The organism is Streptomyces odontotermitis (assembly GCF_050510915.1).
GTDB lineage: Bacteria > Actinomycetota > Actinomycetes > Streptomycetales > Streptomycetaceae > Streptomyces.
Genome location: NZ_JBNJLS010000022.1, coordinates 17,073 through 42,894, shown reverse-complemented (window position 1 = coordinate 42,894; position 25,822 = coordinate 17,073). Strand labels below are relative to the sequence as shown.

The 25,822-nt window shown below is 72.7% G+C and carries 22 protein-coding genes and 3 tRNA genes; 17 read left to right on the top strand and 8 right to left on the bottom strand.

Features of this window, described 5'->3' with window-relative positions:
* The first annotated feature begins 49 nt into the window (after window positions 1–49).
* Window positions 50–700 carry a hypothetical protein gene (locus ACQB60_RS37940; RefSeq protein ID WP_496930643.1) on the top strand — a complete coding sequence of 217 codons (651 nt, stop codon included), beginning with the start codon at window positions 50–52 and terminating at the stop codon, window positions 698–700.
* A gap of 188 nt (window positions 701–888) precedes the next feature.
* Here the strand turns inward: ACQB60_RS37940 and ACQB60_RS37935 are convergent, their stop codons facing one another.
* The 3 genes from ACQB60_RS37935 to ACQB60_RS37925 all read right to left on the bottom strand — a co-directional run bounded on the left by ACQB60_RS37935 (window position 889) and on the right by ACQB60_RS37925 (window position 3,441).
* On the bottom strand, window positions 889–1,851 hold the full coding sequence (locus tag ACQB60_RS37935; protein WP_496930642.1) for a DUF5926 family protein: 963 nt from the start codon (window positions 1,849–1,851) through the stop codon (window positions 889–891).
* Window positions 1,852–1,966: 115 nt separating this feature from the next.
* Window positions 1,967–2,584 carry an ATP-binding protein gene (locus ACQB60_RS37930; protein ID WP_384829037.1) on the bottom strand — a complete coding sequence of 206 codons (618 nt, stop codon included), beginning with the start codon at window positions 2,582–2,584 and terminating at the stop codon, window positions 1,967–1,969.
* 53 nt (window positions 2,585–2,637) lie between these two features.
* The gene (locus tag ACQB60_RS37925) at window positions 2,638–3,441 is read right to left on the bottom strand and encodes a glycerophosphodiester phosphodiesterase (RefSeq protein ID WP_496930641.1); all 804 of its coding nucleotides are present in this window, start codon (window positions 3,439–3,441) and stop codon (window positions 2,638–2,640) included.
* Window positions 3,442–3,744: 303 nt separating this feature from the next.
* On the opposite strand from ACQB60_RS37925, the gene ACQB60_RS37920 reads away from it, so the two are divergent.
* Together ACQB60_RS37920 and ACQB60_RS37915 are read left to right on the top strand one after the other, a co-directional pair.
* Entirely contained in the window at window positions 3,745–5,331 is a 1,587-nt protein-coding gene (locus tag ACQB60_RS37920; protein WP_496930640.1) for a S1C family serine protease, read from the top strand.
* Between the two features lie 50 nt (window positions 5,332–5,381).
* Window positions 5,382–5,468 (top strand) — tRNA-Ser (locus tag ACQB60_RS37915).
* An 80-nt stretch (window positions 5,469–5,548) separates the two neighbouring features.
* Here the strand turns inward: ACQB60_RS37915 and ACQB60_RS37910 are convergent.
* Window positions 5,549–6,172: a LysE family translocator gene (locus ACQB60_RS37910; RefSeq protein WP_496930639.1), complete on the bottom strand. Its 624-nt coding sequence runs from the start codon at window positions 6,170–6,172 to the stop codon at window positions 5,549–5,551.
* A 147-nt stretch (window positions 6,173–6,319) separates the two neighbouring features.
* On the opposite strand from ACQB60_RS37910, the gene ACQB60_RS37905 reads away from it, so the two are divergent.
* Window positions 6,320–6,772 (top strand): Lrp/AsnC family transcriptional regulator, encoded by a 453-nt coding sequence (locus ACQB60_RS37905; RefSeq protein WP_496930638.1) that lies wholly within the window; start codon window positions 6,320–6,322, stop codon window positions 6,770–6,772.
* A 2-nt stretch (window positions 6,773–6,774) separates the two neighbouring features.
* On the opposite strand, the gene ACQB60_RS37900 is transcribed toward ACQB60_RS37905, so the two are convergent.
* A complete protein-coding gene (locus ACQB60_RS37900) occupies window positions 6,775–7,866 on the bottom strand; it encodes a bifunctional DNA primase/polymerase (RefSeq protein ID WP_496930637.1) in 1,092 nt (363 codons plus the stop codon).
* A gap of 413 nt (window positions 7,867–8,279) precedes the next feature.
* On the opposite strand from ACQB60_RS37900, the gene ACQB60_RS37895 reads away from it, so the two are divergent.
* The 9 genes from ACQB60_RS37895 to ACQB60_RS37855 all read left to right on the top strand — a co-directional run bounded on the left by ACQB60_RS37895 (window position 8,280) and on the right by ACQB60_RS37855 (window position 17,085).
* The gene (locus tag ACQB60_RS37895) at window positions 8,280–8,591 is read left to right on the top strand and encodes a hypothetical protein (protein ID WP_384829025.1); all 312 of its coding nucleotides are present in this window, start codon (window positions 8,280–8,282) and stop codon (window positions 8,589–8,591) included.
* Between the two features lie 220 nt (window positions 8,592–8,811).
* Entirely contained in the window at window positions 8,812–9,984 is a 1,173-nt protein-coding gene (locus tag ACQB60_RS37890) for an acyl-CoA dehydrogenase family protein (RefSeq protein WP_496930636.1), read from the top strand.
* A complete protein-coding gene (locus tag ACQB60_RS37885) occupies window positions 9,981–10,925 on the top strand; it encodes a bifunctional MaoC family dehydratase N-terminal/OB-fold nucleic acid binding domain-containing protein (protein WP_496930635.1) in 945 nt (314 codons plus the stop codon). Before ACQB60_RS37890 ends, ACQB60_RS37885 begins: the two co-directional genes overlap by 4 nt.
* Window position 10,926: 1 nt before the next feature.
* Window positions 10,927–11,964 carry an acyl-CoA dehydrogenase family protein gene (locus ACQB60_RS37880; protein ID WP_496930634.1) on the top strand — a complete coding sequence of 346 codons (1,038 nt, stop codon included), beginning with the start codon at window positions 10,927–10,929 and terminating at the stop codon, window positions 11,962–11,964.
* Window positions 11,964–12,374: a MaoC family dehydratase gene (locus tag ACQB60_RS37875; protein ID WP_496930732.1), complete on the top strand. Its 411-nt coding sequence runs from the start codon at window positions 11,964–11,966 to the stop codon at window positions 12,372–12,374. The genes ACQB60_RS37880 and ACQB60_RS37875 overlap by 1 nt, the downstream gene beginning before the upstream one ends.
* Window positions 12,371–13,537: a lipid-transfer protein gene (locus ACQB60_RS37870; protein WP_496930633.1), complete on the top strand. Its 1,167-nt coding sequence runs from the start codon at window positions 12,371–12,373 to the stop codon at window positions 13,535–13,537. The genes ACQB60_RS37875 and ACQB60_RS37870 overlap by 4 nt, the downstream gene beginning before the upstream one ends.
* 78 nt (window positions 13,538–13,615) lie before the next feature.
* On the top strand, window positions 13,616–14,425 hold the full coding sequence (locus ACQB60_RS37865; RefSeq protein ID WP_496930632.1) for a DUF1906 domain-containing protein: 810 nt from the start codon (window positions 13,616–13,618) through the stop codon (window positions 14,423–14,425).
* A 231-nt stretch (window positions 14,426–14,656) separates the two neighbouring features.
* Window positions 14,657–15,214: a SigE family RNA polymerase sigma factor gene (locus ACQB60_RS37860; protein ID WP_384829413.1), complete on the top strand. Its 558-nt coding sequence runs from the start codon at window positions 14,657–14,659 to the stop codon at window positions 15,212–15,214.
* Window positions 15,215–15,429: 215 nt separating this feature from the next.
* The gene (locus ACQB60_RS37855) at window positions 15,430–17,085 is read left to right on the top strand and encodes a long-chain fatty acid--CoA ligase (RefSeq protein ID WP_496930631.1); all 1,656 of its coding nucleotides are present in this window, start codon (window positions 15,430–15,432) and stop codon (window positions 17,083–17,085) included.
* A 96-nt stretch (window positions 17,086–17,181) separates the two neighbouring features.
* Here ACQB60_RS37855 and ACQB60_RS37850 read toward each other — a convergent pair whose 3' ends face one another.
* The gene (locus tag ACQB60_RS37850; RefSeq protein WP_496930630.1) at window positions 17,182–18,435 is read right to left on the bottom strand and encodes an MFS transporter; all 1,254 of its coding nucleotides are present in this window, start codon (window positions 18,433–18,435) and stop codon (window positions 17,182–17,184) included.
* A gap of 109 nt (window positions 18,436–18,544) precedes the next feature.
* Between ACQB60_RS37850 and ACQB60_RS37845 the strand changes: the two genes are divergently transcribed.
* The gene (locus tag ACQB60_RS37845; RefSeq protein WP_496930629.1) at window positions 18,545–19,123 is read left to right on the top strand and encodes a TetR/AcrR family transcriptional regulator; all 579 of its coding nucleotides are present in this window, start codon (window positions 18,545–18,547) and stop codon (window positions 19,121–19,123) included.
* A 37-nt stretch (window positions 19,124–19,160) separates the two neighbouring features.
* On the opposite strand, the gene ACQB60_RS37840 is transcribed toward ACQB60_RS37845, so the two are convergent.
* Complete coding sequence (locus ACQB60_RS37840) at window positions 19,161–23,663, bottom strand: hybrid sensor histidine kinase/response regulator (protein ID WP_496930628.1); 4,503 nt, start codon at window positions 23,661–23,663, stop codon at window positions 19,161–19,163.
* 203 nt (window positions 23,664–23,866) lie between these two features.
* A complete protein-coding gene (locus tag ACQB60_RS37835) occupies window positions 23,867–24,298 on the bottom strand; it encodes an SSI family serine proteinase inhibitor (RefSeq protein WP_496930627.1) in 432 nt (143 codons plus the stop codon).
* Window positions 24,299–24,496: 198 nt separating this feature from the next.
* Between ACQB60_RS37835 and ACQB60_RS37830 the strand changes: the two genes are divergently transcribed.
* The 3 genes from ACQB60_RS37830 (at window position 24,497) to ACQB60_RS37820 (ending at window position 25,804) form a co-directional block, all read left to right on the top strand.
* Window positions 24,497–24,588 (top strand) — tRNA-Ser (locus ACQB60_RS37830).
* A gap of 204 nt (window positions 24,589–24,792) precedes the next feature.
* Window positions 24,793–24,865: transfer RNA gene (locus ACQB60_RS37825), tRNA-Arg, on the top strand.
* Between the two features lie 168 nt (window positions 24,866–25,033).
* A complete protein-coding gene (locus ACQB60_RS37820) occupies window positions 25,034–25,804 on the top strand; it encodes a chitinase (protein ID WP_496930626.1) in 771 nt (256 codons plus the stop codon).
* Window positions 25,805–25,822 lie beyond the last annotated feature (18 nt).

Below are 25,822 nucleotides of genomic sequence, written 5' to 3'. Positions count from 1 at the left end.
GGCGCGCGGCGAACGGCCCGCGCCCCGGCCGCAGTTAACCTCGGGGCCCATGACCCCCCGCCTGATCGCGCTCCTCGGCGTCGTGGCCGCCACGGTTCTCCTTCCGCTCGCGGCCGCCTCCGCGGGGTCCCTCGGCGACGCGGTCGACGCGGTCGACGGGGTCGGCACGGTCGACGCAAAACCGACCGTCCACTCCCCCGAGCCCACCCCCCGGCCCGCCGTCGAACCCTCCGTGAAGCCCACCCCTGAACCTTCCGGGGCCGACCCGGACGACCCGGACACGTCCCCGAGCGAGCCCCCGGAGAAGCCCCGGGGACCGTCCCTGCTGTCCGGGCTCGGCCTCACCACCGCGGCCCGGTGCGGTCCCGAACTCACCTCGCCCGACGGCATCGAGGCGCAGACCTGTGTGCTGAGCCAGGGTCACGACACCTGGGCGCGGACCTACTACCGGAATGCGACGGGCGAGGAGCTCAGCGCCGTTCTGACTCTGATGAGCCCCGGCGGCACCGTGGAGATGCACTGTGCGGTGGGCGCGGACGACGAGCCGGGGGCGTGCGAGACACCGCGGGAGCGCACGGCGGGCGAAGCGGAACGGTACGCGGCGGTGGCGGAGTTCGCGGCCGCGGGCGAGGAGGCGGGGGAGCACGGTGCGCTGCTGCTGCGCTCCGGGAGCAACTCCCCCCGTCCGCAGGGCAGTTGAGAGCCGAACGGTTTCAGGCACAAAAAGCGCCCGGTTGCTGGCGACGGGGGATGCACCAGCAACCGGGCTATCTGAACGGTAACAAGAGATCGGCTCTTGGCAAATTCGATCTCAGTTATCCGGACAGGGATTTACCTGTGGTTACGGGGAGTTGTGACAGGAGTCACGCATTCCCCTCTTTCTGTGGATCAGCTGAGCGTCACCTGGCGGTTGGTGAGACCACCGCGGGCGCGGCGCTCCTCCGGGGTGAGCGGGGCGTCCGAGGCGAGGGCCGCGGCGAGCCGCTCGGCGAACTCGGCGGCGGGCTTCTCGACATCGGCGGCCGTCACCCCGGTCGGCAGGTCCCACACCGGCACGGTCAGGCCGTGCGCGCGGAACGACCCGACGAGGCGGGTGCCCTCGCCGAGGCCGGAGGTCCCGGCCGCGTGCAGCCGGGCGAGCGCGTCGAGGAGCTTCTCCTCCGGGTGCGGCATGACCCAGCGCAGGTGGTTCTTCTCCGGGGTCTCGCACCAGTACGCGGCGTCGACGCCGGCGAGCTTGACCGTCGGGATGGCGGCGGCGTTGGCCCGCTCCAGGGAGGCCGAGACCTCCGCCGATGCGTTGTCCGAGTCCGGCACCCAGAACTCGAAGCCCTCGTGCACGACCGGCTCGAAGGCGGCCGCCGGGTCGAGCAGGTCCTGCAGGCGCGGGCCCTCGGCGGGGGCGCGGCGGCCCGCGACCGGGTTGCCCGGCTCGGCCTCCAGGGCGCGCTGCAGGGTGTCGGCGAGGTCGCGGCTGATGTCGCCGGACGAGGTGTCGTTCTGCAGGCCGAGCAGGACCGAGCCGTCCTCGCGGCGGAGCGCGGGCCAGGCCATCGGCAGGACCGTGGCGAGCTGGACCGAGGGCACGCCCTCGGGCAGGCCGTCCTTCAGGGTCAGTTCGACCGTCGCGGCGGGCACGAGCTCGCGCAGCGCGATCCAGTCGCCCTCACCGGCCAGACCCTCGAAGGGCCGCTGCACCAGCTCGGTCACGGCGTGCGAGGCGGCGCGGCCGTGACATGCCTTGTAGCGGCGGCCCGAGCCACAGGGGCAGGGCTCACGCGCACCGACTACAGGGATCTCTCCCGCGCTGAGCTGAGGCTTGCCCTTGGTCTGGGGGCGCTTCTTGGCCATCTTGGGTGTCTCCCGGTTGCGACTCTCGTGCGTACGGGCGCGAGCCTAGTCGGCCGGAGGGCCGCCGGGATTCACCGTGCGTCGTCCGGGATCCGGTCCGCGTTCCGGTCGCGTCTCAGTCCGCGTCGTCGAAGGCGTCGGCGAATCCCAGGTCGGGTATCGCGGACGCGGCCGGGGCTGCGACGCGCGTAGCGAAATCCTCGGAGCGGTGCCCCGGTTGCACGACGACCCAGACGGTGACCTCGCCGTGGATGTCGTCCCGCACCCCCCACGCGTCGGCGAGCGCGGAGATGATGTTGAGCCCGCGGCCGCCGTGCGCGGTGACCGACGGCTTCGCCGGTGCCGGGCGGGTGGGTCCGCCGCCGTCCGTGACCTCGACCGTGAGCCGGCCCGTGCGGTCGACGCGCCAGGCCGCCCGGACGTCACCGTCCCCGGACAGGCCCTCGCCCAGCGGGCGGCCGTGCCGGCACGCATTGCTGAGCAGTTCCGAAAGGATCAGTACGGCGTCGTCGATGACCGATTCCGACACCCCGCTGACGCGCAACTGGTCGCGCATCCTGTGTCTTGCCTCGCCCACGCCCGCAGGGCCATGGGGAACGGCCATGCTCGACGACGCGGGCACCTCCCGTGCCACCACCAACGCCACCCCCGAGACCTCCTTTGCCCCACGCCACGGTGTGAATGCCCCAATGGACTGGACCGGAAACCGGCCAACCCGTGTCTGGTGACGCACTCGTAACGATCGAATACGGACCGAACGCGCCGGTGCACTCCCTGTAACGGAAGTTAGCCGCGGCCCAGTTGGGACAGGACCTGCTTCGGGCGATTGGTGATGATGGCGTCCACGCCGAGTTCGACGCAGAGCTCGACGTCCTCCGGCTCGTTCACGGTCCATACGTGGACCTGGTGACCGGCCCGCTTCAGCTTCGCGATGTACGCGGGGTGGTTGCGCACGATGCGGACGCCGGGGCCCGCGATGCGCACGCCCTCGGGGAGGCGGCCGTCGCGGTGGCGGGGCGAGACGAACTGCATCAGATAGACGGTCGGGAGCGTGGGCGAGGCCGCCTGGACGCGGAGCAGGGAGCGCGCCGAGAAGCTCATGATCCGTACGGGAGAGGTCTCCTGGCTGTCGGGGGCATCGAGACCGAAGCGCTTGAGCAGGTGCAGGAGCCGCTCCTCGACCTGGCCCGCCCAGCGCGTGGGGTGCTTGGTCTCGATGGCGAGCTCGACGCGGCGGGGCGCGTCGGCGACGAGTTCGAGGAGCCGCTCCAGGGTCAGGACGGAGGTGTCCTCCCAGTCCGGGCCCTCCTCGGCCTCGTCGCCCGGGTTCTTCCAGGAGCCGAAGTCGAGGGCGGCGAGGTCCGAGAGCTCCAGGGCCGAGACGGCGCCGCGGCCGTTCGACGTACGGTTGACGCGTCGGTCGTGGACGCAGACGAGATGGCCGTCGGCGGTGAGCCGGACGTCGCATTCGAGGGCGTCGGCGCCGTCCTCGACGGCCTTGCGGTACGCGGCGAGCGTGTGCTCGGGGGCGTCCTCGGAGGCGCCGCGGTGGGCGACGACCTGGATCTGGTGCTGTCGTGCGAGGGTCACCGCGTCATGGTGCCACCGGGTGATTCCGGATGCGTCCTCGAGGAGCGGGTACGCGCACGGGCGAGGGTTTCGGGCCGCCGCCTGGACTGTCCCGGATGCGCGTGATTCGTCCCGCATCAAAGATGGGCACCGGACGGTGGCGCCGAACGCACAGCAACGGCTTATGGTGCCCTGACGGCCCATGGGAAAAGCTGACTGCAGACTTACCGGTACAGGTGGGCCGTGCACGACGAGAACGATGAGAACGACGAGATCGACGCAAGCGACAACAGCGCGGATCGACCGGATCGAGGAGAGAGAGCTGTGAGCACCGAGAACGAGGGCACTTCGGTTCCCCCGGCCCCGTCCGCACCTCCTGCTTCGGCGGAAACCCCCGCGTCCCCGGCCGACCCCAAGGCCGCCGCGCCGGAGGACGCCGCCCCCGCGGCCCCCACGGCGCCGCCCGCCGAGCCTGCCGCGCCGCCTGCCGCACCGGCCGCACCGGCCGCGCACCCCGCCGAGCCGGTCACGCACCGCGCTCCGGAGTACGCGGGAGCGACGGCCGGGGCCCCGCAGCCCGGAGGTCCGGCCCCGCACGGCGGCCATGGCGGTCACGGCGGCCAGACCGGCCACGGCGACCAGGGCGTGTACTCCTCGCCCCCGCCCGCCGGGGGCTGGCCGCCGCCTCCGCCGCCGGCCGTTCCCTCGTACTCCCAGGGCGGAGGTTCCGGTTCCGGCTGGGGCTCCTCCTATACGGCGGACCACCCGCAGCAGCCCAGGCCGGGCGGCCGGCGCGGTGGGCTGGTCGCGGCCGTGCTCGCGGCGGCGCTCGTCGCGGGCGGTGTCGGCGGCGGCATCGGCTACTGGGCCGCCGAGCGGAACGACAGCGCGTCGACCGACTCCACGACGGTCTCCGCCTCCGACTCCCCCGCCGACCTCAAGCGCGAGCCCGGAACGGTCGCGGACATCGCGGGCAAGGCGCTGCCCAGCGTCGTCACCATCGAGGCGCAGGGCGGCAACGGAGAGGGCGGCACGGGCACCGGCTTCGTCTACGACAAGCAGGGCCACATCCTCACCAACAACCACGTGGTGGCGTCGGCGGCCGACGGCGGCAAGCTCGCGGCGACGTTCTCGAACGGCAAGAAGTACGACGCCGAGGTCATCGGCCGCGCCGAGGGCTACGACGTGGCGGTCATCAAGCTCAAGAACCCCCCGTCGGACCTGCGGCCGCTGACGCTCGGCAACTCCGACAAGGTCGCCGTCGGCGACTCGGCGATCGCCATCGGCGCCCCCTTCGGCCTGTCGAACACGGTCACGACCGGCATCGTCAGCGCCAAGAACCGCCCGGTGACCTCCAGCGACGGGGCGAGCCCGAAGAGCTCGTACATGAGCGCGCTGCAGACCGACGCGTCGATCAACCCCGGCAACTCCGGCGGCCCGCTCCTGGACGCCCGCGGCGCGGTCATCGGCATCAACTCCGCGATCAAGCCCGCCGACAGCGGCGGCCTCGGCGGCTCCGGCCAGGGCGGCTCCATCGGCCTCGGCTTCGCCATCCCGATCAACCAGGCGACCAACGTCGCCAAGCAGCTGATCAAGAACGGCCAGGCGGTGTACCCGGTGATCGGCGCCACGGTCTCCCTGGAGGAGTCCACGGGCGGCGGCGCCACCATCCCCAAGCAGGGCACGAACAGCTCGGACGCGGTCACGCCGAACGGCCCGGCGGACAAGGCGGGCCTCAAGCCCGGCGACGTCATCACCAAGCTGGACGACCAGGTGATCGACAGCGGCCCGACCCTGATCGGCCAGATCTGGACCCACCAGCCCGGCGACACCGTCAAGATCACCTACAAGCGGGACGGCCAGGAGCACACGGTCGACCTGACCCTGGGCAAGCGCAAGGGCGAAAGCTGACCCGCTACTCTTGACCCCGCGCCACGCCCTCGACGGGGCGGACGGCGCGGGGTGGGTTGCCCGAGCGGCCTAAGGGAACGGTCTTGAAAACCGTCGTGGCAGCGATGTCACCGTGGGTTCAAATCCCACACCCACCGCGGTGGTTGAGAGCCTCTGACCGGCGAGATCCGGTCAGGGGCTCTCTTCGTGCTTCCGCCCCTCTGCTCAACTCCCGTCATCAGGCCAGCTGTTCGAGCAGCAGGGCGGCTCCGATCGCGATCATCATGGCGCCGGAGGCGCGGGTGACCGCCCGGGCCGCCGTGGGGCGGGTCCTGAGGACGGTGCGGGCCAGCACGCCGACCGTGAGGTAGACGACGGCGCAGGCGGTCATGTGGACCGTGCCGAGCAGGCCGGTCTGCGCGGCCACCGGCCAGCTGCTCGCGGGGTCGATGAACTGGGGGAAGAGCGAGAAGTACAGGAGCAGGGCCTTCGGGTTCAGGCCGCTGATGCCGGCTCCCTTCAGCATGACCTGCCGACGGGAGGAGGCCGACGCGTCCGGGTCGTCCGCCGTCGCGGTCAGCGTCGGGGGGTTCCTCAGGACGCCCCAGCCCAGCCACACCAGATACCCGGCTCCGGCGACCGTCAGCGCCGTGAGGACCGTCGTCGAGCTCGCCACCAGGACCACGAGTCCGGCGACGGCGAGCAGCGTGTAGCCCACGTACCCGGCTATCAGCCCGGCGACCGCGGGGACGACCGAGCGGTCCCGCAGGCCCGCCGCGATCGCATAGGCCCAGTCCGCGCCCGGAGTGAAGACCAGCAACAGGTCCACCGCCAGGAACGCCGCCAGCATCGTCGTGTTCATCGGCCGGTTTCCCGCCCCTCTCCCGTTTCCGTTCCGTGCCCGGCCCCACGGGCGTGCCGGGGGCCGAAAGGGAGATTAGGCGCGATGCGGCCAAAAGTGTTTCCGTCTTTTGCCCCGTATCCCGGGATGTCGGGGAAGATATGTCCCGTGGACGCACTTGACCGCAAAATTCTTACCGAGCTCCAGCTGGACGGCCGTCTCACCGTCACCGAACTCGCCGCCCGCGTGCAGCTGAGCGTCTCGCCCTGCCACCGCCGGCTGCGCGAGCTGGAACGCGCGGGCGCCATCCGCGCCTACCGCGCCGTCGTCGAACCGGCGGTGGTCGGCCTCCACTTCGAAGCCCTGGTCTTCGTCACGATGCAGTGGGAGGACAGGGACACGGTCACCGCGTTCGAGGAGGCCGTGGCCGACGTCCCCCATGTGATCCAGGCGCAGCGGCTTTTCGGCGACCCCGACTATCTGCTGCGCGTCGCCACCGCCGACCTCGCCGCCTTCCAGCAGCTCTACGACGAGCGCCTCGCCACCCTGCCGGGGGTGCAGCGGCTCACCTCCACCCTCGTCATGAAGCACGTCGTGGACGACCGGCCCCTCCCCGAGTGAGGTCAGGCGTGGCCCGTCAGCCGTGCCGCTGACGCGATCGTCGAGCGGGCCTCCCGCTCCGTGAGGCCCACACGGACGGCGGCGTCCGTGAGCCGGGGTGCGAGCTCGGGGCCGATCCCGTTCTCGTACGCGCGGCAGGCCGCCCAGAAGAGCCGTGTGTTGCGCTGGCCCTCGTGCGCCGCGAGCACGAACTGGACCAGGCCCTGGCCCTGTTGGGGCCCGGCGGCGGGGGCCGCGTGCCGGGCCGCGCGGGGCGGGGGTGTGAGCAGGCGCAGGAGCGCGGGCGGGCACGGGGCCGGGGGAAGGTGGGCCGTGCCGGGGACCGTGCTGTAGGTGCCGTGCGTGGTGCGGGAGCCGGGGCCGACCAGGTAGCCGCCCGCGCCCCGGATGTCGATGCCGGGGGCGAGCCGTCCCGCCGAGTTGGGCACGACGGTGTCGGGCGGGCCCGCGAGCCAGATGTGCCGGCCGCCGCTCGGGGTCACCACGACGACGGTCTCGGGGATCGTGAACAGATGGCGCAGGGCCAGTTCGCGCAGGGCGGCCGGGGCGTCGGTGCCGGACTTGGTGTCCAGGTCGATGCCGATGAGGTGGTGCGGGGGCAGCCCGCACGCGATGCCGTAGCCGGTCGCGTGCGGGGCGGCAGCGAAGAGCGCGCGGATGCGGCCGGGGTCGCTCGTCGCGTCGTACACCCCGTGGCCGGGGCGGCCGCACTCGCCGTGGCAGGGCGGCTGTTGATGGTGCTCCGCCTCGTCGTGGTGCGGGGAGCGGATCGCCGGGAGCTTGGTGGCCGAGAGCGGGATGACGGCCAGGCCGCGCTCGGCGGCGGAGAGCGCGTGAGCGAGGGCGAGCGCGGCGGCGTGCCGGGTGCCGGGGCCGCCGCCGAGGGAGCCGCCGCCCGGCGCCGAGCCCCTGCCCGGCGTCGCGGGGGCGCCCGGTGTCGAGGGGGCGCCCGGTGTCGAGGGGCCGCCCGGCGTCGCGGGATCGCCCGGCGTTGCGGGGGAGTCGTCCCCAGGGTCGTCCGAGTGGTGGTCCGCGCGGTCGTGCGGGTGGTCGTCCGAGTGGTCGTGGCGGTCGTCGCGGTCGGTGGTGCCCATGCCTTCATGTTCGTACAAGTGTTCGATGAAGGGAAGGGGGCAGGGCCGTACGGGGGGCCGTGCGGCTCCGCACGCCGGGGCGCCGCCCCCTCCCCGTACCGCCGACGGAACGCTTCGCCCCTTGGAGTGCCGGGGCCCGGCCGGGCCGATGGCCGCTGAGCTGCGCGGTTGGGGGCGCGAAGCGTGTTTATCGACTTGTCCTCACGCTTGCGGGGGAATCGGCCCATCCGGGGTGGTTCGCCGGGGATTCGGTGGGCAACTCTGGACTCGCGACGTCGTGCACCGGCCCCCGGGCCGGGAACAGACCGAGGCGGTCGGCCAACTGCCTTGGAACAAGCCGTACTTCGGGTGCGTCCGGCACTCACTCAGCACCAACCCGCCGGATCGCGCCTCTTGTTCAGGAGGAAATAGACATGGCAAGCATCCGTACCGCCCGCGCTCTCGCCGCCGTCGCGGCCCTGCCCCTCGCCGCCGCTCTCTTCTCAGGTGTCGCGACAGCGGACAACGGCTCCTTCGCGGACGACGGATCGAACGCGAGCGTGGCCACGGTGAACGGCAGTGGCGTCGCCGGCGACAACAACGGCAACAACGCCACCAACCAGCAGGTCGCCACCGGCTCCGGCGCGTCCAACCAGAACAACAACGCCCAGGTGAACGGCTCCGGCTTCACGGCGATCGACCAGTCGAACGAGAACATCGCGGTCAACTTCACCGAGCTGTGGTGAGCGGTGGGCCCCGGGACTGCTCCCCCCGGGGCCCACGCCGTCACGCCGTTGCGCCATGGCTCAACGGGGGTGTGTGACGTACTGCGCGGCGGTGCCCGAGGCGCCGCCGCGCAGGCGTGTCCGGGTGATCCCTTGACAGTGCCCGGTTTCTGACGGACAGTCAGAAACCATCTTCCGTACGGCTCCGTACGACTCGGTACGACAAGGAGAGGCCGCCGCCGTGCACCTCGCCCCGACCGCACGTCAGCAAGAACTCCGCGCCGAACTGCGCGCGTACTTCCGCGACCTCATGCCGGACGGGCCGCCCGGACCCGAAGGCGCCGCCGACACCGACGAACAGCGGCGGCTGCTGCGCCGCATCGGCGCCGACGGCATGCTGGGCCTCGGCTGGCCGAAGGAGTACGGCGGCCAAGGGCGCGGCCCCGACGAGCAGTTCGTCTTCTTCGACGAGGCGTACCGCGCCGGCGCGCCCGTCTCGATGGTCACCCTGAACACCGTCGGGCCGACCCTCATGAAGTACGGCACCGAGGAGCAGAAGGACTTCTTCCTGCCGCGCATCCTCAGCGGCGAGCTCGTCTTCGCCATCGGCTACAGCGAGCCGTCCGCGGGCACCGACCTCGCCTCCCTGCGCACCAAGGCCGTGCGCGACGGCGGCAGTTGGCTGATCGACGGGCAGAAGATCTTCACCTCCAACGCCCAGAACGCCGACTGGATCTGGCTCGCCTGCCGCACCGACCCCGAGGCGCCCAAGCACCGGGGCATCTCGATCGTCCTCGTGCCGACCGACGCGCCCGGCTTCTCCTGGACCCCCATCGAGACCGTGGGCGGACTGACCACGACGGCCACCTACTACGACGGCATCCGGGTCCCCGCAGGGAACCTCGTCGGCGAGGAGAACGGCGGCTGGGGCCTGATCACCAACCAGCTCAACCACGAGCGCGTCGCCCTCGCCGCGATCGGCATGCAGGCCGAGGACTTCTACCGGGCCGCACTCACCGCGGCCACCACCCCCGACCCCGTCACCGGCCGCCGCCGCGCCGACGCCCCCTGGGTGCGCGCCCGTCTCGCCGAGGTGCACGCACGGCTCGCGGCGACCCGGCTGCTCAACTGGCGTCTGGTCGGCGACGTCGGGGCCGGGCGGCTCGCGCCGGGCGACGCGAGCGGCGTGAAGTTCACGGGCACCGAGTCGGCCGTGGAGGTCTACCGGATGTGCCAGGAGGTCGTCGGGGAGGCGGGCCTCGTGCGGGGTGGCTTCCCAGGGGCCTTCGCCGACGGGGAGCTGGAGCGGATGAACCGGGCCGCGCAGATCAACACCTTCGGGGGCGGGGTCAGCGAGGTCCAGCGGGAGATCGTCGCGACGATGCGGCTCGGGATGCGGAGGGGACGGCGGTGACAGCGGTGACAGCGGAGGCGGACGACAGGCTGTTCGAGCAGCTGAGGGCGTACGAGGGGAAGTCCGCCGCCGAGGCGGGGCTCGGCCGGGACCTGGTCAACGAGCCGATGATCCGGCACTGGTGCGAGGCGATGGGCGACACCAACCCCGCGTACGCGGGGCCCGACGCCGTCGCCCCGGCCACCATGCTGCAGGCGTGGACGATGGGCGGGCTCTCCGGCCACCAGGGGCGCTCGGACGCGTACGACGAGCTGTTCGCGCTGCTCGACGGCGCGGGCTACACCTCGGTCGTCGCCACCGACTGCGAGCAGGAGTATCTGCGGCCGCTGCGGCCGGGGGACGAGATCACCTTCGACGCGCTGATCGAGTCCGTCTCCGAGCGCAAGACGACCAAGCTGGGGACCGGGTACTTCGTCACGACGCGGATGGACGTGCGGGCGGGCGGCGAACTCGCCGGGACGCACCGCTTCCGGATCCTCAAGTACCTCCCCACACGGCGGAGTTCACAGAAGCCCGGAGGCGACGCGGCGACGAACCGGCGCCCCCGCCCCGTCATCAACCGCGACAACGCCGGCTTCTGGGACGGCGTCGCCGCACACAAGCTGCTCATCCAGCGCTGCGGCGGCTGCGGCACGCTCCGCTTCCCCTGGCTGCCCGGCTGCAACGCCTGCGGCGGCCAGGAGTGGGACACGGTCGAGGCGAGCGGCGCGGGCACCGTCTACTCGTACGTGGTGATGCACCACCCGCCCTTCCCGGCCTTCGACCCGCCCTACGCGGTCGGCCTCGTCGAGCTCGCGGAGGGTGTGCGGATGGTCAGCAACGTGGTCGGGGTGGAGCCCGGCGAGGTGCGGGTCGGGATGCCGGTGCGGCTCGAATTCCTGCGAGTCGACGAGGAGTTGGAGCTGCCCGTGTTCCGCCCCGTCGAGGGGGAGGAGGGCTGACATGGACTTCACGCCCACGGAGGAGCAGGAGGCCGCGCGGCAGCTCGCCGCGGAGGTCTTCGGGGACCTCGCCACGCCCGAGCGGCTCGCGGCCGCGGGCCCAGGCAGCGACCCCGAGCTGTGGAAGGCGCTCTGCGCGGCCGGGCTGGTCGGCGCGGTCGAGGAGATCGGGCTCCTGGGACTCGTACTCCTGCTGGAGGAGCAGGGGCGGACGACGGCCCAGGTGCCGTTCGCGGCGAGCTGTGTGTACGGGGTGCTCGCCCTGGCGGCGCACGGCAGTGCGGAGCAGCGGGAGCGGCTCCTGCCCGGCCTCCGGGACGGTTCGGTGGTCGTGACGGGCGCCGTCTTCGACGGCCAAGTGGCCGAGGAGGGCGGGCGGTTGAGCGGGGTCGTGCCCTGGGTGCCGTGGCTGCGGGACGCCACCCACGTCCTCGTCGCGGCGGGCCGCGCCCTGTGGCTGGTGTGGACCGCCGACGCCGCGCAGGAAGCGGTGGAGCCGGTGGAGCTCACCGCGCCCTGGGCCGCCGGGCGGCTGACCCTCCAGGGGATCCCCGGAGAGCGGGTCGGGGGCGCGGGGGCGTACGAGGAGGTGCTGGCCACCGCCCGTACCGCCTTCGCCGGGGTGCAGGCCGGGGTGTGCGCGGGGTCGCTGGCGCGGGCCGTCGCGTACACCAACGAACGCGAGCAGTTCGGCAAGCCCCTCGCCGCCAAGCAGGGCGTGCAGCTCAAGGCGGCGGACGCGTACATGGACACGGAAGCGATCCGCGTCACGGCGTACGAGGCGGCCTGGCGCCGGGACAGCGGACTCGCCTACGGGACGCACGCGCTGACCGCCGCCTGGTGGGCCTCGGAGGCGGGCAAGCGCGTCGTGCACGCCGGGCAGCATCTGCACGGCGGCATGGGCGCCGACGTCGAACACCCCGTGCACCGGCACTTCTTGTGGGGCAGGCAGCTGGACGCCTATCTGGGGTGCGGGAGCGAAGTGCTCGAGGAACTGGGTGAGGCGATAGTGGCATCGGCAGCGGAGGAGAGCTCGTGATCGACGTCGACGCGGAACTTCCCGCGCTGGAGATCCCCATCACCCGCACCCTGATCGTCGCCGGGGCCATCGCGTCCCGCGACTACCAGGACGTGCACCACGACGCCGAACTCGCGCGGGCGAAGGGCTCACCGGACATCTTCATGAACATCCTCACCACCAACGGACTGGTCGGCCGCTACATCACCGACCACTTCGGCCCCCGTGCGGTCCTGCGCAAGGTGGCCATCAGGCTCGGCGCCCCCAACTACCCGGGCGACACCATGGTGTTGACCGGGACGGTCGAGCGGGTCGAGGACGAGACGGCCGCCGTCAAGGTGCTCACCGTCAAAGTGGTCGGCGCCAACCGGCTCGGCAAGCACGTCACGGGCACCGTCGTGGTCGCGGTGCCCGAAGGGGGTGCCGCATGAGCGTGCGGACGCGGGACACCCTCGGCGGGAAGGCCGCCATCGTGGGGATCGGGGCGACCGAGTTCTCCAAGGACTCCGGGCGCAGCGAGCTGAAGCTGGCCGTCGAGGCCGTCCAGGAGGCGCTCGACGACGCCGGGCTCACCCCCGCCGACGTCGACGGCATGGTCACCTTCACCATGGACACCAACCCCGAGATCACGGTCGCCCAGGCCGCCGGGATCGGGGAGCTCTCCTTCTTCTCGCGCATCCACTACGGGGGCGGCGCGGCCTGCGCGACCGTGCAGCAGGCGGCCCTCGCGGTGGCGAGCGGCATCGCCGAAGTCGTCGTCTGCTACCGGGCGTTCAACGAGCGCTCGGGGCGCCGCTTCGGCTCCGGGGTGCAGCACCGCGAGCCCTCCGCCGAGGGCACGGCGCTCGGCTGGAACCTCCCCTTCGGCCTGCTCACCCCCGCCTCCTGGGTGGCGATGGCGGCCCAGCGCTACCTCCACACCTACGGGCTCACCCCCGAGGCCCTCGGCCATGTCGCCGTCACGGACCGCAGGTACGCGGCGACCAACCCGAAGGCGTACTTCCACGAGAAGCCGATCACCCTCGCCGACCACGCCGCCTCGCGCTGGATCGTCGAGCCGCTGCGCCTCCTTGACTGCTGCCAGGAGACCGACGGCGGGCAGGCGATCGTCGTCACCAGCGCCGAGCGCGCCCGCGACCTGCCGCACCGCCCGGCCGTGATCAGGGCGGCCGCGCAGGGCGCCGGACGCGGCCAGGAGCAGATGACCAGCTTCTACCGCGACGACCTGACCGGGCTGCCCGAAATGAGCGTCGTGGCGCGGCAGTTGTGGCGCACCTCCGGTCTTTCCCCGTCGGACATCGACGTCGGGATCCTCTACGACCACTTCACGCCGTTCGTGCTGATGCAGCTGGAGGAGTTCGGCTTCTGCGGGCCGGGCGAGGCGGCGGAGTTCGTACGGGAGGAGCGGCTGCCCCTCAACACCCATGGCGGGCAGCTCGGCGAGGCGTATCTGCACGGCATGAACGGCATCGCGGAGGCGGTGCGGCAGCTGCGCGGCACCTCCGTGAACCAGGTCGACTCCGCCGCCCACACCCTCGTCACGGCCGGGACCGGGGTCCCCACATCGGGGCTGATCTTGGGGTCGGACGGCTGAACGCGGCGCGTGTCCGGGGCCGGGGTGCGGGCCCCACGGGCCCCGGGCACGTTCACTCGCCGTATGGGCTACCGAAAGATGATCATTGCACTGTTGCTGGGGGTGCTCCTCGTGCTCCCCGAGCCGGGCTTCGCCTCGGCCGCCCCCGTGACACCCGTACGGGCCGCGAAGACCCCCGTCTTCCAGGGCTGGGCCTTCGACTCCTGCCTCACCCCGTCCCTGGACACCATGCGCCGCTGGCGGGCCTCCAACTACCGCGCCGTGGGCGTCTATTACGGCGGCCGGGGCCGCGCCTGCAAGCGCCAGCCGAACCTGAGCCGCTCCTGGATGCGCACCGTCAAGCGCATGGGCTGGCGGGTCCTGCCGGTGTACGTCGGCTCGCAGGCCCCCTGCGTCACGGCCAAGCACAAGAAGGGCGTGCGCATCGGTCGCCACCCGGTGCGCCAGGGCACCCGCGAGGCGCGCGACGCGGTGCGCCGGGCCCGCTCGCTCGGCATCCGGCGGCACAGCCCGCTCTACCTCGACATGGAGGCGTACACGTACAAGAAGGCCGCGTGCGGGCGCACCACCCTGTCCTTCGTGCGCGCCTGGGACCGAGAGGTGCGCCACCGCGGCTACGTCCCCGGGTTCTACAGCAGCGCCGACTCGGGCGTGAAGCACATGGAGGCGGCCCGGCGCGCGGGGGTCCGGGACCTGCCCTCGGTGATGTGGTTCGCGCGCTGGCACACCAAGCCCCACCTGTACCGTGAGCCCTCGCTGCGGCGCCACGCCTGGCACCCGAGGCGGCGGATCCACCAGTACGCGGGCAACGTGAAGGAGCGGCACGGCGGCCGCACCCTGGTGATCGACCGCAACCTGGTGCACGCGCCGGTGGCCAGGATCCGATAGCGCGCTCACGGGGCTCACGGTGCTTGCGGGGGGCGGCGCCTGGGGGGTGAACCCTCAGGGGTTCACCCCCGCTCCTCCACCTACAGGAGGTGGGGCTACCTCCACTCGTACAACCTGAGGCGGACGTCGCTTCGGGACCTGCGGCCGATCCGCTGAAGTAGGGGGCGCTTCTAGCGTGGAGCCATGACCGCATCCATGGTGACCGTGTGCACCAGCGCATCGACGCCCGCGATGGGCAAGGCCCACAAGGCCCCGGCCCCGGCGGTGGCCACGGGCCCGCAGGGTTCCCCGGCGTATCCGTCGTTCGCTTCCTACATGCGGGCCCGCCAGGCGGTACTGCTGCGCACGGCCCGTTCGTTGACGGCGAATCCGAACGACGCCGAGGACCTGCTGCAGACCGCCCTCACCAAGACGTACGTGGCCTGGGACCGCATCGAGGACCACCGCGCCCTCGACGGCTACGTCCGCCGCGCCCTCCTGAACACCCGGACCTCGCAGTGGCGCAAGCGCAAGGTCGACGAGTTCGCCTGCGACGAGCTGCCGGAGCCGGAGGTCGTCCCGGCCACCGACCCCGCCGAGGAGCAGGTGCTCCGGGACGCGATGTGGCGGGCGATCATGAAGCTCCCGGCCCGGCAGCGCGCGATGGTCGTCCTGCGGTACTACGAGGACCTGAGCGAGGCGCAGACGGCCGAGGTGCTCGACGTGTCGATCGGCACGGTCAAGAGCGCGGTGTCGCGGGCGCTCGGCAAGCTCCGCGAGGACCCGGAACTCACGCCGGTCCGCGCCTGACCCTGTCGGCCCCTGCCTGCCCCTGCCGGCCCCTGTCCGACCCGCGCCCGACCTCTGCCCGACCCGTGCCCGACCTCTGCCCGAGTCGCGCCTGAGCTGTGCGTTCCGGTGGCTCAGACTGATCGATTATTCCCGGCGGTAGTGACATACCAAGTGGTATGCGGCGAGAATCCCCCCAGCCCCTACTGCTCCGTAGCGCCCACCGGGAGGACGCCGTGCAGAGCACGATGCAGGACGTACCACTGACCGTGACCCGCATCCTGAAGCACGGGATGACGGTGCACGGCACCTCACAGGTCATCACCTGGACCGGAGACGGAGCCCCGCACCGGCGCAGCTACCGGGAGATCGGCGAACGCTCCGCCCGCCTGGCCCACGCCCTGCGCGACGACCTCGGCGTGCGCGACGGCGACCGGGTCGCGACCTTCATGTGGAACAACGCCGAGCACGTCGAGGCGTACTACGCGGTCCCCTGCATGGGCGCCGTCCTGCACACCCTGAACCTGCGGCTCCCCGCAGACCAGGTGTCCTGGATCGTGAACCACGCGGCCGACCGGGTCATCCTCGTCAACGGCTCCCTCCTCCCGCTGCTCGCGCCCCTGCTCGACCAGCTCCCCACCGTGGAGCACGTGGTGGTGAGCGGCCCCGGCGACCGCGCCGCCCTCGACGGCGTCCGGCCCCAGGTGCACGAGTACGAGGAGCTGCTCGCCGGCAAGCCGGACACCTACGACTGGCCCGAGCTCGACGAACGCACCGCGGCCGCCATGTGCTACACCTCCGGCACCACCGGCGACCCCAAGGGCGTCGTCTACTCGCACCGCTCCATCTATCTGCACTCGATGCAGGTCAACATGACCCAGTCGATGGGGCTGACGGACGTGGACACCACCCTCGTCGTCGTCCCCCAGTTCCACGTCAACGCCTGGGGGCTGCCGCACGCCACGCTGATGGCCGGGATCAACATGCTGATGCCGGACCGCTTCCTGCAGCCCGCCCCGCTCGCCGAGATGATCGAGACGGTGCGGCCCACGCACGCGGCCGCCGTCCCCACCATCTGGCAGGGCCTGCTGGCCGAACTCACCGCGAAGCCCCGGGACATCGCCTCCCTCACCCAGGTCACCATGGGCGGTGCGGCCTGTCCGCCGTCCCTCATGACGTCGTTCGACGAGCTCGGTGTGCGCGTCTGCCACGCCTGGGGCATGACGGAGACCTCCCCGCTCGGCACGGTCGCCCACCCGCCGGCCCACGCACGCGGCACCGACGAGGAGCTCGGCTACCGCCTGACCCAGGGCCGCTTCCCCGCCGGGGTGGAGGCCCGCCTGGTGGGCCCCGGTGGCGAACACCTGCCGTGGGACGGGGAGTCGGCGGGCGAGCTGGAGGTGCGCGGCCCGTGGATCACGGCCAGCTACTTCGGCGGCGTGGACGGCGAACCCCTCAGGCCCGCCGACAAGTTCAGCGAGGACGGCTGGCTGAAGACCGGCGACGTCGGCGTGATCAGTGCCGACGGCTTCCTCACCCTCACCGACCGGGCCAAGGACGTCATCAAGTCCGGCGGCGAGTGGATCTCGTCGGTCGAGCTGGAGAACGCCCTCATGGCCCACCCGGACGTCGTGGAGGCCGCCGTGGTCGCGGTCCCCGACGACAAGTGGGGCGAACGGCCGCTCGCCACCGTCGTGTTGAAGGAGAACGCGACCGTCGACTACCCGGCCCTGCGCGACTTCCTCGCCGACGCCGGGCACATCGCCAAGTGGCAGCTCCCGGAGCGCTGGGCGATCGTCCCCACCGTCCCCAAGACCAGCGTCGGCAAGTTCGACAAGAAGGTGCTGCGCCAGCAGTACGCGGAGGGCGAGCTGGACGTCACGACGCTCTGAACCGGGACAACATCACGACGCTCTGAACCGGGACAACATCACGACGTACTGAACCGGACGTCACGACGCGCTGAACCCCCTCGCACCCCCAGGGGGTCAGCGCGCCCTGCGTATCGTCACCACCCAGCCGAGGAGCAGCCACACCCCCGCGACGGCGCACACGCCGCCCCAGCCCTGGTGCGTGAACGCCGTCGCGGCCAGGGCCGAGGCGCTCGCGCCGCCCGCGAACCCGGCCACCACATAAGCGGTGTTGGCGACCGCGGGGGTGGAGGTCGTGGTCAGCGCGACCGTCTGGTTCGCGACGTGCGAGGCGACCAGGGCCGCGTGGATGAGCACGGCCGCCGCGCACACCGCCCACAGGGCGCTGCCGCCCAGCCAGAACAGCGGCACCGACACGGCCGCGAGCCCGAACGCCGCCCGCACCACCCGGGCCGCCCCGAACCGGTCGACGAGCCCGCCCGCGAGCGGCGCGACCACGCTGGCCGAGAGCCCGAAGAGGCCGAAGAGCCCGGCCGTCGCGGTCGACAGGCCGTAGTGGTCACCGGTCAGGAGCAGCGCGAGCGAGGTCCACAGCGCGCTCCACGCCCCGTACATCCCGGCCTGCCGGACACAGCTGCGCCACAGCTCGGGGGAGCCCCGCAGCACCGTCGGTATCCGGACGAGTCCGCTGAACAGCGGGCCCGTGCGGACCGGGCGCTCCGCGGGCAGCACGGCCGCGGTGGTGAGGCCGAGCACCGCCGTGAGAGCGGCGGCCCCGAGGAAGACCGCGCGCCAGCCGAACGCCTGGCCCGCGAGCCCGCCCAGGACCCGGGCGGCCACGATGCCCGTGAACAACCCGGCGATGATCGCCGCCACATGGCGCGCCCGCCGGTCCGCGGGGGCGCGCGCGGCGACCAGCGGCACGAGCAGCTGCGGCACCACCGTGGCGGCCGAGGCCACGAGGACAGCGGCGGCGAGCGCCGTCGCCCCGGTCGCGGCCGCGCCCAGGCCGAGCGCGAGCGTCGTGACGAGCGAGAGGACCGCCACCAGGCGGCGGCGGTTGACGCTGTCGCCGAGCGGGGCGAAGAACAGCAGCCCCGCCGCGTATCCGAACTGCGCCACCGACGCGATCCACGCGACCCCTGACGCGGTCGAGCCGAAGTCGCGGGCCATGAGCGGCAGCAGCGGAGCGGCTATGTAGATGTTGGCCGCCGTCACGGCCGTACAGACGGCGATGAGGGTGAGGAAGAGGCCGGGCGGAACGGGTCGCCGGGCTCGCACGACCGACGAGGCCGTGCTGGCCCGAGCGGTCCGAGTGGCCCGAGTGGCCCGAGTGGCCCGAGCGGTCCGGGAGGCGGTGACGGAAGGCATGTGTGGCAGGACTCCTTCATAACCAACTGGTTGGTTGCAAGAAGCATGAGGCCCCCGGGACCCCTCTGTCAACCAACTAGTTGGTTGTAAGGTCCGCTACCCTGGAGCCATGGCAGTCAGAGACCCCGAGGCGACCAAGGCCCGGATCTTCGAGGCGGCGGTCGCCGAGTTCGCCCGGTTCGGGATCGCGGGCGCCCGCATCGACCGCATCGCGAGCGAGGCGAAGGCCAACAAGCAGCTGATCTACGCCTACTTCGGCAACAAGGCGGAGCTGTTCACACAGGTCCTGGAGCACCGGATGCTGGAGATGGCCGTCGCCAACCCGGTCGACGCGGACGACATGGACGGCTGGATGGACCGGCTGATGGACTACCACGCCGCCCACCCCGAGCTGCTGCGCCTCCTCTTCTGGGAGGGCATCGAGTACAACGACGAGGAGCTGCCCGACGAGGCCGAGCGCGTCGCCCACTACGACCGGAAGGTCGCCGTCCTCGCCGACGCCCAGAAGCGCGGCGTCATCAGCGACGAGATCCCGGCCCCCCACCTGCTGTTCATGGTGGTCGCCCTCGCGGGCTGGTCCACGGCGGTGCCGCAGATGCGCCGCATCCTCGTCGGGGACACGGACGCCGACCGGAACCGCCTGCGCGAGTCCATCAAGACGGCGGCCCGCCGCATCACCGCCAACTGACGCACGTCGTACCGCGCCAACTCACGTACTTCGTACGTCAGTTGGTCCCGATCTTCGCCAGCAGATCCACGATCCGGCTCTGCACCTCACCGCTGGTGGAGCGCTCGGCGAGGAACAGCACGGTCTCGCCCGCGGCCAGCTTCGGCAGCTCCGTCTGGTCGACGGCGGCCGTGTAGACGACGAGCGGCGTGCGGTTCAACTGCCCGTTCGCGCGCAGCCAGTCGATGATCCCGGCCCGCCTGCGCCGCACCTGAAGCAGGTCCATCACCACCAGGTTCGGCCGCATCTGTGCCGCGAGCGTCACCGCGTCCGCGTCGCTCTCGGCCCGCGCGACCTGCATGCCGCGCCGCTCCAGCGTCGCCGTCAGGGCCAGCGCGATCTCCTCGTGCTCCTCGATGAGCAGCACGCGCGGCGGGTGCTGCTCACTGTCGCGCGGCGCGAGGGCCTTCAGGAGTACGGCGGGGTCGGCGCCGTACGCGGCCTCGCGCGTCGCCTGCCCGAGCCCGGCCGTGACAAGGACCGGCACCTCGGCGGCGACCGCGGCGGTGCGCAGCGACTGCAGCGCCGTGCGCGTGATCGGCCCGGTGAGCGGGTCCACGAACAGCGCGGCGGGGAACGCGGCGATCTGCGCGTCCACCTCCTCGCGCGAGTGCACGATCACCGGCCGGTAGCCGCGGTCGCTGAGCGCCTGCTGCGTGGTGGCGTCGGGCGCGGGCCAGACGAGCAGCCGGCGCGGGTTGTCCAGCGGCTCGGGCGGCAGCTCGTCGTCCATCGGCTGCGGCCCCGGCCGGTTGTCCACCTCGACGGCGCCACCGGGACCGTCGAGCGGCTCGGGCCCCTCGGCCGCGTCCTCGTCCGGAGCCCCGATCGCGTACGAACGCCCGGTGCCCTCGGTCGCGGCGCCGAGCCGCGACTGCGGGGCGGCGGCGGGCAGCGGCTGCCCCTGCGCCGGTACGTGTTCCGGCGCCTGAGTCTGGCTCTGCCCCTGCCCCTGGCTCTGCCCCTGACCCTGGCTCTGGCTCTGCCCCTTGGCCGCGGCCCCCTGGGGGTGCGGGCGGGCGGCGCCGTCCGGGTCCGGGGGCGTGCCCAGCCTGCGCCGGCGACCGGAGCCGCCGAGGGTGTGGCCCTGGGGCGGGGTGTCCGTGGCGGCGGCCGGGGGCTCCTGCGCGGCGGGCAGCGGGACGGAGACGGAGGCGGGCCCGGGGGTGGGCGTGGCCGCCGGGGGCTGTGGTGACCGGGGCGGCTGCGGGGCACCCTGCGGGCGCCCCGGCTGCTCGCTCGTCTGCTGTCCGAACGGCACGCCCTGCCCGAGTGTGCGCACGCTGAACGCGCGCCCCTGCGTCGAGTTGGGGTCACCGGGCGCGGCCTCGGCGGGCAGCGGCTGGGCCACCCGGGGCTGCGGACCGGGAGCCGGACCGGGAGCGGGGGCGGGCGCGGGGGCGGGCGCGGGGACGCCCTGTGCGGGGGTGCCGTCGGAGTGCGCGCCGGGCTGCGGGGGGACGCCGGGGGCGTGCCCGACGGGGGCCGGGTCCGGCTCCGCGTCAGCGTTCACGTCCACGCCCGGAGCCTGGTTCTGGTTCTGGTTCTGGTTCGGGTTCGGGTTCGGGTTCGGGGCGAGGCTCGGGTCGGCTCCGGCCCTCGGGTCGGCCCCGGCCTCAACGACCCCTGCCTCCGGCGCCGGACGCGCCCTGCGACGGCCGGTCGGCGCCTGGGTGGGGTGCGGCTGTGGCGGGGTGTGGTCCTCGGAGGGATCGTGCAGGGCGGCGCTGTGCTGCCCGGTGTCCTGCGCACCACGCGGGTCACCGTGACCTGCGGCCTGCGGACCGCGGGGCGCCTGCTGCTGCCCGTGACCGGGGGCCTGGTCCTGGCCGCGAGCGAACTCCTGGCCAGGCACCTGCTGCTGGCCCTGCCCCTGACCGCGGGCCTGCCCCTGGCCGGGCACCTGCGCCTGCGCCTGCCTCCGGCCGGGCGCCTGCTGCTGAGCGTGGGCGAACTCCTGGCCCTGCGCCGCCCCGGCCGAGACCTCCGCCAGCTGGCCCGACGGCCCCAACTGGCTTGACTGGCCCGCCTGATCCGTCCCCTCCGCCTCCGCCTGCTCCTGCTCCTGCTCCGCCGCGGGCGGCAGCGCGAAGACCGTCCGCTCGCGGGCCGCCTCCTCCGCCGCGGCCCGCTCCTGCGCGGCCGCGAGCGCACGCCGACGCCGCCCGGTCGGACGCGCGCCACCCTCCGCCGCACCAACTTCGGCCCCCGGTACGGGAGTCGGGGCCGATGGCAGCGCGGGCAGTGCCTGCTGGGCGGGCTGGTCGGCGGGGCGCTGTTCCACGGCCCGCCGTGCCCTCCGCCCCGTGCCCTCCGCCGGAACCGGCACGCCCTGCGGCGGCACCGTCTCACCCAGCGCCGCCGACCCGGCCGCGTGCTCGGCGGCGGTCACCACGGCACCCTCGGCGGGACTCGGCCGCCCGCGCCGACGCCCCGTACCACCGGCGCCACCAGATACAGCCCCGGCCCCGGCCCCAGCCCCCTGAGCCGGAACAGGAACCTCAGCAGCCGAACCGGCTGAACCGCCCGAACCGCCCGAACCGCTCGAACCGGTCCCCCCGGCCCCAGCCACCTCCGCCCCCTCAGCAGCAGCGGCCCGCCGCCGACGCCGCCCGGTCCCACCAGTGGCACCACCAGCACCCCCGGACGTGTCTTCCGCCCCCGCGGCCCCAGCGACCCCGCTCTCCAAGAACGCGTCCACCGAAGACCGCCGCGCCCGCCGACGCCCGCCCCCGGTCGCCTGCTCGGGCACCACGACGGAAGCCCCGAGAGCGCCCGAGTCCCCGGCAACCGCACCGGCCCCCGCTCCCGCTCCCGTTCCCGTTCCCGTTCCCGCGCCCAACGGCACTTCCAGCACATACGCGCTGCCGCTCATCCCGGGCACCTCATGGGTCTGCAGGACCCCGCCGTGCGCCCGCACGATGCCCCGGACGATCGGCTCGTGCACCGGGTCTCCCCCGGCGTACGGGCCCCGCACCTCGATGCGGACGACCTCGCCGCGCTGGGCGGCGGCCACGACCACCGTCGAGTCGACAGAGGCGGAAGCAGAGCCAGAGCCAGAGGCAGAAGCAGAGGCCGAAGTCGCGCCCGCGCGCGTGCTGCCCGTCGCGTCGATCCCGGCGACGTCCGCGACGAGGTGGGCGAGCGCCGTGGCGAGCCGCCCCGGGTCGACCTCGACCTCGATCGGCGGCGCGTGCACGGCGAACTGCGCGCGGCCGGGCCCGATCAGCTCGACGGCGCCCTCAACACCCGTGGCCACGACGGCGTCCAGCAGGACCTTCGTCCGCGCGAGCTCCTCGTCGCCCGAGTCGAGGCGCTGGTAGGCCAGCACGTTGTCGACGAGGGTGGTCATGCGCGCGTACCCGGCCGACAGGTGGTGGAGGACCTGGTTGGCCTCGGGCCAGAGCTGTCCGGCGTCGTCGGCGGCGAGCGCGGCGAGCTCGCGGCGCAGCTCGTCGAGCGGCCCGCGCAGCGAGGAGCCGAGCACGGCGAGCAGCTGCTCGTGCCGCGCGGCCAGCACCCCGTACCGCTCGGCCTCGGCGTCGGCCAGCGCCTCGTAGCGGTCCTTCTCGCGCTCGGCGAGCGCCGCGTACCGCTCCTGCTCGGCGGCGAGCTCCTCCGCCCGCTGCTCGGCGGCGGCCCGCAGCTCCTCCTCGTGGCGCTCGACCGTCTCCTCGTGCTTCTTGGCGAGCGCGTCGTAGGGGCGCCGGTCGGTGAAGGTCATGACGGCGCCGACGAGCTGGTCACCGTCGCGCACGGGCGCGGTGGTGAGGTCCACCGACACCTGCTCACCGCTCTTGGACCACAGGACCTGCCCGCGCACCCGGTGCTTGCGCCCGGAGCGCAGGGTGTCCGCGAGCGGCGACTCCGCGTACGGGAAGGGCTCGCCGTCGGCGCGCGAGTGCAGGACGAGGGGGTGCAGCTCCTGGCCGCCGAGGTCACTGGCGCGGAACCCGAGAATCTGCGCGGCGGCCGGGTTGACCAGGACCACGCGCCCGTCGGTGTCGGTGCCGACCACGCCCTCCGCGGCGGCGCGCAGGATCATCTCGGTCTGCCGCTGCGAGCGCGCCAGTTCGGCCTCGGTGTCCAGGGCCCCGGAGAGGTCCCGTACGACGATCATGAGCAGCTCGTCGCCGGTGTAGCCGTGGCTGTCGTAGGCGTCGCGGCCGTCTTCCAGGTTCGAGCTGGTGACCTCGACGGGGAACTCGCTGCCGTCCGTGCGCCGTGCGGTCATCCGCTTCGGCTTGGTGCGTCCGCGCTCGTCGGTGGTCGTCAGGTCCGGGCGGCGCATCGATCCGGGGATGAGCCGGGAGTCGAACTCCGGCAGCAGATCGAGCAGTCCGCGCCCCACGAGCGCGGTGCCGGGCGCCTCGAACGTCTCCAACGCGATGGCGTTGGCGTTGACGACCGTCCCGTTGGCGTTGACGAGCACCAACGCGTCCGGGAGCGCGTCGAGTATGGCTGCGAGGCGAGCAGCGCCTCGGGATGGCCTGCTGCTCACGACGACGCTTCCTCCCTGATTACCGCACCTTGCCGACCGCGCGAGCCATTTTGGACCGTGGCCCGCGGCATGTCACGGGAGGGAGTCTACGGGGAGTGGTTGCGCGCGCGACGCCGGATGAGAGGGAGGTCGCACGCAGAACGTGTGAGCCTTCGGTACATGCTGGTCACGAAGCGGTCGCGACGGCGAAAACTTCTCCGGCCTCAGGCCCCGGCCGTCGTGGGAAGTACGGGCACGAGCGAGTCCCACCGCGAGATCTCGCAGCCGTCGGTGCGCTTGAACGAGGCGTCCACGTGCCGCCCGTGCCAGGTTCCGGTGATGTGTGCGGTGGCGGGACCGCCGTACTGCATGGTGCACATGGCGTCGGGAGCCACGGGCGCGAACGGGTCCTTGCCCCACGGCACCTGGTCCAGCGTCGCGCAGGCCCCGTCCGCGTCGGGGTGGCTGCCGCCCGTGGGCCGGCACTCCAGGTCGAAGGTCCCGTCCTGTCCTTCACCCGCGTCCATGACGGTGACCGTGAGCCGGTCGCCCGCCCGCGCCCCCGTGTCGGCGGCGGTGTCGGCGTGCGCGGCGACGGGCGCCGCGGACAGGGCGGCGACGGAGGCGGTGGCGGTGAGGACGAGGCGGCGCAGCATGGTGGGGCTCCCTGGGTGTCCCTGGGCGGGTACGGCTCTACCGCCTCTAACGCGCCCCGGCGCGTGACGTTGCGGGTACGAAATGCGCTTTGCTCTGCGGCCCGCCCGACTAGTACCGTGGAGGCCGCGATTGGTGACACGCCGCCCGGCTGTGTCATCATCTGCACGCACCCCCGCGCTCGCGCCGGAGTGCAAGCTGGAGGCGTCGCCTAGTCCGGTCTATGGCGCCGCACTGCTAATGCGGTTTCGGGGTAACCCCCTGATCGAGGGTTCAAATCCCTCCGCCTCCGCAGCAAGATCCGAAGCCCCGGTCCTTCTGGACCGGGGCTTCGGTGCGTATCGGGTGCATGAGCGTCGCCGAAGGTCGTTTTCGCAGGTCGCAAGGGGTGCGGCAAACGGATTTCACATGGCGGCGGCAGTCATGTAATGTTCTTCCTGTCGCCGCGAGCGGGCCGAAAGGCCGGGGAGCGGAGGCGGAAACAAAAGAAAATCAAGCACTCGTAGCTTAACGGATAGAGCATCTGACTACGGATCAGAAGGTTGCAGGTTCGAATCCTGCCGAGTGCACAGCGTCGAAGGGCCCCCGGATCATCCGGGGGCCCTTCGCGTTGTCCCGGACCGTCCGGGACCTTCTCTCTTCTTGGCATGGTCCGCACAATGGTCTGGACCTATCGTCGAGCGAGAGGTGGTCCGGGCATGTTCGGGATCAGGAGGCCCATGAGGCCCATGAGGCCCATGAGGCTCAGGGGGGCCAGGGGCAAGGCGCGCAGGGGAGTTCTGGCGGTGCTGGCCGTGGTGTGCGGGATGGTGTTCACCGCTTCCGGGCCCGCCGTCGCGAGGGGGGCTGCGGGTTCGGGTTCGGGTTCGGGTCCGGATTCCGGTTCGGGGCACCGCTTCGTGGTCAGTGAGCGGCAGTTCGAGCGGATGTTCCCGAAGCGGAACTCCTTCTTCACGTACGAGGGTCTGGTCGAGGCCACGCGTGTCTACCCGGAGTTCGCGCGGACCGGGAGCGGGACCGTGCGCAGGCAGGAGGCCGCCGCGTTCCTGGCGAACGTCAGCCATGAGACCGGGGGGCTCTACTACGTGGTGGCCCAGGACGAGTCCACGTATCCGATCTTCTGTGACGAGACCAAGCCCTATGGGTGTCCGGCGGGGAAGTCCGCGTACTACGGGCGCGGGGCGATCATGCTCAGCTGGAACTTCAACTACAAGGCGGCGGGGGACGCGCTCGGGATCGATCTGCTGAACAACCCGTGGCTGGTGGAGACCGATCCCGCGGTGGCCTGGATGACGGCTCTTTGGTACTGGAACACCCAGGCCGGGCTCGGGTCCATGACCGGGCACGAGGCGATGGTGAGCGGGGCCGGGTTCGGGGAGACCGTCCGGGCGCTGAACGGGCCCGAGTGCGACGGCGGGAAGCCCGAGCAGGTGGCTCATCGGGTGGGGCTCTACCGGGACTTCACTAGGGTGCTGCACGTACGGCCCGGGCGGCATCTCGCCTGTTGAGGGCCGGGTGGCAGGGCC